Source organism: Neobacillus vireti, from assembly GCF_036962345.1.
Lineage (GTDB): Bacteria > Bacillota > Bacilli > Bacillales > Cytobacillaceae > Neobacillus > Neobacillus vireti_A.
Genome location: NZ_JBALNB010000002.1, coordinates 182,193 through 188,434, shown reverse-complemented (window position 1 = coordinate 188,434; position 6,242 = coordinate 182,193). Strand labels below are relative to the sequence as shown.

6 protein-coding genes are annotated in these 6,242 nt (G+C 38.1%); 5 read left to right on the top strand and 1 reads right to left on the bottom strand.

What is annotated here, in order from left to right:
* Positions 1-1,926 (top strand): DNA translocase FtsK (locus V7108_RS01445; protein WP_335567186.1); only part of this gene is annotated, 1,926 nt, incomplete at its 5' end.
* A 227-nt stretch (positions 1,927-2,153) separates the two neighbouring features.
* Positions 2,154-3,455, top strand: coding sequence for a UDP-N-acetylmuramate--L-alanine ligase (gene murC / locus V7108_RS01440; RefSeq protein ID WP_335515737.1), 1,302 nt, complete (start codon positions 2,154-2,156; stop codon positions 3,453-3,455).
* 136 nt (positions 3,456-3,591) lie between these two features.
* Here the strand turns inward: murC and V7108_RS01435 are convergent, their stop codons facing one another.
* Positions 3,592-4,707 carry an aminopeptidase gene (locus tag V7108_RS01435; protein ID WP_335567185.1) on the bottom strand — a complete coding sequence of 372 codons (1,116 nt, stop codon included), beginning with the start codon at positions 4,705-4,707 and terminating at the stop codon, positions 3,592-3,594.
* Positions 4,708-4,919: 212 nt separating this feature from the next.
* On the opposite strand from V7108_RS01435, the gene V7108_RS01430 reads away from it, so the two are divergent.
* The 3 genes from V7108_RS01430 (at position 4,920) to ytxJ (ending at position 6,188) form a co-directional block, all read left to right on the top strand.
* Complete coding sequence (locus V7108_RS01430; protein WP_335567184.1) at positions 4,920-5,381, top strand: DUF948 domain-containing protein; 462 nt, start codon at positions 4,920-4,922, stop codon at positions 5,379-5,381.
* Positions 5,382-5,411: 30 nt separating this feature from the next.
* The gene (locus V7108_RS01425; RefSeq protein WP_335567183.1) at positions 5,412-5,777 is read left to right on the top strand and encodes a YtxH domain-containing protein; all 366 of its coding nucleotides are present in this window, start codon (positions 5,412-5,414) and stop codon (positions 5,775-5,777) included.
* Positions 5,778-5,852: 75 nt separating this feature from the next.
* Positions 5,853-6,188, top strand: a complete 336-nt coding sequence (ytxJ, locus tag V7108_RS01420; protein WP_335567182.1) for a bacillithiol system redox-active protein YtxJ — start codon at positions 5,853-5,855, stop codon at positions 6,186-6,188.
* Positions 6,189-6,242: the final 54 nt, after the last annotated feature.

The window sequence follows — 6,242 nt, the reverse complement described above, 5'->3', positions numbered from 1 at the left end:
GTTATTGATTCGTCGGTAACTGAAACGAAAGTTGAAGAAAATACTCAAGAACCTAAAGAAAAAGAGAAACCAAGACGCTCTCCTCTTCCGTTCAACGTCATGATGCTAAAACAGGATAGGTTAAAATGGGAAGAACGTAAAAGAACAAAAACAGTCCCTCCGAATGAGACTCAGACCAAGGTTGTCTCTCATGAGAATAAAACGATCGAGGTACAACCGGAAAATACTGCTGTAGGAGATAAACCGGAAGGGGTCCAATCGGAAAATACCGCTCCTGTGGATAAACCGATTGAAAGCCAACCAGAGACCCTTGCAGTAGTGGATAAACCGAAAGAGATTCAATCAGAAACGATTGCTTTAGAGGTTCAACCAAAAGAGTCTCAACCAGAAACCATTGCGCTAGTAGATAAACAGAAAGAGTCTCGACTAAAAACCAATGTTTCAGCATTGCCTAAAAAAGAAATCCTAATAGAGGAAAATCATGTGGAGTCGGGACCAAGCGTATATGAGTTTCCTAAAATGGATTTGTTAAACCCGCCCGTTTTGGTAGAAGACGATACGGCATGGCTATTGTATCAAGAAGAACTTTTAAACCAAACGTTACAAAATTTTAATGTCGGTGCAAGTGTTGTCAATGTCACACAAGGTCCAGCCGTTACTCGGTTTGAAGTCCAGCCGGAGCCGGGGGTAAAAGTAAATAAAATTACAAATTTAAGTGATGATATCAAGCTAAGTCTTGCAGCGAAAGATATCCGGATTGAAGCACCGATTCCTGGTAAACATACGATCGGTATCGAGGTGCCAAACAAAAAATCACGTCCAGTGCTCATCACTGAGATTATTCAAAGCTCGGTTTTTAGAGAGTCTGAATCTCCCTTAACTGCTATCCTAGGTCTAGATATATCCGGAAAGCCAATCGTTACGGATCTTAATAAAATGCCCCATGGGTTAATTGCCGGGGCAACAGGTTCTGGAAAAAGTGTATGTATAAACACCATTTTAATAAGTTTATTATTTAAAGCCAGTCCAGAAGATTTAAAGCTATTATTAATCGATCCTAAAATGGTGGAGCTTGCTCCATATAATCGAATTCCGCATTTGGTTAGTCCTGTTATAACAGACGTAAAAGCAGCCACGGCAGCCTTAAAATGGGCAGTAGATGAAATGGAACGACGCTATGAACTATTTGCGCATACAGGAGTCCGCGACATAAAACGATTTAATGAAATTGCAATGAAGCATAAGCAATACTCTGATAAACTTCCTTTTATTGTAATCATTATTGATGAATTAGCAGATTTAATGATGATGTCACCTGCAGATGTGGAAGAGGCAATATCTAGGATCGCTCAAAAAGCAAGAGCATGCGGTATCCATTTAATTGTTGCGACTCAAAGGCCATCAGTGGATGTTATTACAGGACTAATTAAAGCCAACATCCCTACAAGGATTGCCTTTTCTGTTTCTTCACAGGTGGATTCTCGGACCATTATTGATATTAGTGGCGCTGAGAAATTACTGGGTCGAGGCGATATGCTCTTTTTAGAAAATGGTTCTTCAAAACCAGTTCGTCTCCAAGGAACCTATGTCTCGGATGAAGAAATCGATCTTGTTGTTGGACACGTCAGAGAGCAGCGCGAGCCGCAATATTTATTTGAACAAGAGGAACTATTAAAAAAGGCACAGATAACAGAGGACGAAGATGAGCTTTTTTATGAAGCTTGTGAATTTATTATTGAACAGGGGCTGGCATCTACCTCCAGCTTACAGAGGAGATTTAAAATCGGCTATAATCGGGCAGCACGACTTATGGATATGCTTGAATCCAATGGTTTTATCACAAGTGCCAACGGCAGTAAGCCTCGAGAAGTCTTGATTACAGAGTCAGACTTAGAATTGCTCCACGAAACTGGGGCAATAAATTAATCTTGGTATTTTTTGATAACTTGAACAAAAAATAAGATGTGAAGATGTATCAAATAGTTTTTATTGATAAACAATGTTATAATACTTAAATGTGATTCAAATATAGACTTTTTTCCGTTAGCAAGTTAAAGCGCCAAGGCGCTTCCGCTTTCCGGTTTAAAAATTAGCATTTCAAGATAGATGTCATATACTGTTTTACAGATAGACGTTGGTTGGAGGTTCTTTATATGACTATTTACCATTTTGTAGGTATAAAGGGGTCAGGAATGAGTGCATTAGCACAAATTCTCCATGATATGAATTTCGATGTACAAGGCTCCGATGTCGAAAAGCGCTTTTTTACTCAACTGGCCCTTGAACAATCAGGAATAAAGATTCTCCCCTTTCAAAAGGAAAACATTAAACCGGGGATGAACATTATTGCTGGTAATGCATTTCCTGATACACATGAGGAAATTCAAGAGGCTATGAAGCTCGGTTTACCAATTATTCGTTACCACCGATTTTTAGGCGATTTCATGCAGAATTTTATAAGTGTGGCCGTAACAGGTGCACACGGTAAAACGTCAACAACAGGTCTGCTTGCCCATGTCATTAAAGGTGCTAAGCCAACTTCGTTTTTAATCGGTGACGGTACAGGTAAGGGCGAAGAAGGCTCTAAATATTTTGTTTTCGAAGCATGTGAATATAGAAGACACTTTTTGTCCTATTTTCCAGACTATGCAATTATGACAAATATTGATTTCGATCATCCAGATTATTTTGCCAATATTGATGATGTGTTTTCAGCATTCCAGGAAATGGCCGTTCAAGTGAAGAAGGGTATTTTCGCTTATGGGGATGATGAACAACTTCAAAAAATCCAAGCAAAGGTTCCTGTTTTATTTTATGGCTTCGAAGAGGGAAATGATTATCAAGCCAAAAATCTTGTAAAGACTACAAGCGGAACCAGCTTTGATGTATTTATTCGGAATACATTCTATGATACATTTTCAATCCCTACCTTTGGTGAGCATAGTGTTTTAAATGCACTAGCTGTTATTGGTGTGTGTCACTATGAGGAAATTGATGTTGCGATTGTAAAGGAACAATTAATCACTTTCCAAGGTGTGAAACGTCGATTCACCGAGAAAAGAATAGGGTCACAAATTTTGATTGATGATTATGCCCATCATCCAACAGAAATTAAAGCAACGATTGATGCGGCCAATCAAAAATACCCAGATCGTGAAATTGTTGCTGTATTTCAGCCTCATACGTTTTCCCGAACGCAAGCATTTCTTGAGGACTTTGCAAAAAGCTTGAGACTTGCTGATAAAACCTATTTATGTGAAATTTTCGGATCCGCCCGGGAGAATCATGGGAAACTGACTATTAACGACCTGCAGAAAAAAATCGAAGGTGCAGAAATCTTATCAGAAGATAATACTTCGCTGCTTGAGAAACATCAAAATAGTGTAATCATTTTTATGGGTGCAGGAGATATTCAAAAATTCCAAGAATCCTATGAAAACCAATTAACCTTATAAAAACAAAGGATGTCAGTCCAACTGACATCCTTTGTTTTATTATTGTATAGCTCCAGCGCCTGGGCACTAAGGAAAGCTCCTTAGATTAATCCTCGCAGGAACAAGCTGTGCTTGTTCCAAAGGCGCTTCCGCTTTTCTATTTTAAATTCTCTGGGTTTAATCCTTCTAGTTCCGGAATGACGAAAAGCCCGTCTCTGCGGATCAAGACATCATCAAAATAGATTTCTCCCCCGCCGTATTCTGGACGCTGTATGTTAACCATATCCCAGTGAATATTCGAATGATTTCCGTTAAAGGCTTCATCATAGCATTGACCAGGAGTAAAATGGAAGCTGCCTGCAATTTTTTCATCAAACAAAATATCTTGCATCGGATTTAAGATATATGGATTCACACCGATGGCAAATTCTCCAACATAGCGTGCTCCTTCATCGGTATCTAATATTTTATTGATTCGTTCTGTATCATTCGCAACAGCCTCAACAATTTTTCCATCCTTAAAGGTTAGCTTTACATTTTCAAAAGTAAACCCTTGGTAAGGGGATGGCGTATTATAGGTGATCACACCATTAACTGAATCACGCACAGGCGCAGTATAAACCTCTCCATCTGGGATATTTGCTTGACCAGCACACTTAATAGCAGGGATATCCTTTATAGAAAAGCTGAGGTCCGTTCCAGGACCCGTTAGACGAACTTTGTCTGTACGGTTCATCAAATCAACTAGGCTCTCCATTGCCTTGTCCATTTTTCCATAATTCAAATTGCAAACGTCAAAATAGAAATCTTCAAAGCCCTCCGTACTCATTTTTGCAAGCTGTGCCATGTTGGATGTTGGGTAACGAAGGACCACCCATTTTGTTTTTGGTACTCGGATGTCACGGTGGACTTTTTTACCGATTGTATTTCCATGAATCTTGACCTTATCATCTGGTACGTCTGCCTGCTCATTAATGTTATCACCAGAACGAAGTCCTATGTATGCATCCATTTTGCTCATGACATTTGCTTCAAAATCAGCAATCATGTTAAATTGTTCTTCCTGTGCACCTAGCAGCAGAGCACGATCTACCTGCTGATCCTTTAGCAGTACAAATGGGTATCCGCCAGCAAGATAGGCTTCCTTCACTAGTGCGGTTACCAGTTCACGCTGCAGACCAAAGTTTTCAATTAAAACCTTTTCACCTTTTTGCAGCTCTACAGAGTAATTAATTAAATTTTTTGCTAATTTATCAATACGAGGATCTTTCATGTTTACGCCTCCTAGAACGAAAAATGTTAAACCATATCATCTATTGTAACCGATTACCAAGGATTTTGATAAATTTTAACATTTAAAAGTGAAACGTATTGTAATCCCTGGCAGGAAAATGAGACAATCATCTTGAAGTAGTATTAGATCCTTTCTAGGTTTAACAGGTGAATAGTTAGGTAATACATAAGGTATATACGGAGGTAAAAAATATGGAAATCATTTTATACTTTAGTGTCGCATTGATAGCGATTGCGTTTTTAGTGCTTGTGATTTATTTATCAAAAACACTTAAATCTCTCCAAGGAACCCTTCAAAGTGTTTCAACTACGTTAAGTGGTTTAGAAAAACAATTGGATGGCGTTACGAAAGAAACAACAGAGCTATTACAAAAAACGAATGCACTAGCGGAAGATATTCAGGAGAAATCACAGAATTTAAATAGTGTTGTCACAGCGGTAAAAGACGTTGGGGCAACTGTCAGTAAATTCAATGGTTCCTTAAGGAATTTAACCAATTCATTTGATATACATGTGGAGGAAAATAAAGAAAAAGTTTCCCAAATTGTACAATGGAGTAACATCTTTTTTGAACTAAAAGATAAATGGAATGAGAAAAAGGAAGCAAAAAAGGCGAGCAATACCGAAGCGATGAAGAGAGTTAGGTCAAGATAATTTTTATTATATTTAAGGGAGGATTCCATAATGAGTAGTAAGGATTATGAAATGCGGGAAGCCAGCCAAAGCAAGCGGGAGGAATCATCAAGCAGTTTTTTACTTGGAGCACTTATCGGCGGATTAGTAGGTGCAGCAGCAGCCATCTTCTTAGCACCAAAATCAGGGAAAGAGCTTCGAAGCACGCTTAACAGTCAGGCGGGAACATTAAAGGAAAAAACGGTACAACTTATGAATAAAACAAAGGCAGCAGATGAAGAAGTAGAAGATGATTACTACATTCCAATCGGTGACGTTCCTAAATCAGAAGGGTCTGTAGACGAACTAGCGATAAGAAAAAAATTAGAAGAGGCCAAAAAAGCATTCGAAGAGGAAGAATACAAAGTAACCCATTAGGCAATCTAAATATTTGTAACAGTAATGGTGAAGTGATAGAATTACTTCACCGTTTATTTTTTTGGAGGGAAGTATATGTTAACAAAAATTGATACTTTTGAACAATTTGAAGATGTACTAAAGAAGGATGAGCCATTTTTTCTTTTAAAACATAGTATAACATGTCCGATTAGTGATGCAGCTTACAAGGAATACGAGAAATTCTCAGGGGAAGATGAAAGCGTTCCAACCTATTATTTAGCCGTTCAAGAAGCTCGTCCTTTATCAACTGAAATTGCTGAGAAATTTGAAATAAAACATGAATCACCTCAAGTACTTTTATTTAATAAAGGTGAGGCTGTCTGGAATACTTCACATTGGAAAATCACCAATAAGTCTTTAAAAACAGCAAAAGTTGAAAATAATTTGTAGTCAACTTTGGTATATCTATGCATAGAATGACTAAGAATACAACATTTCACTTTA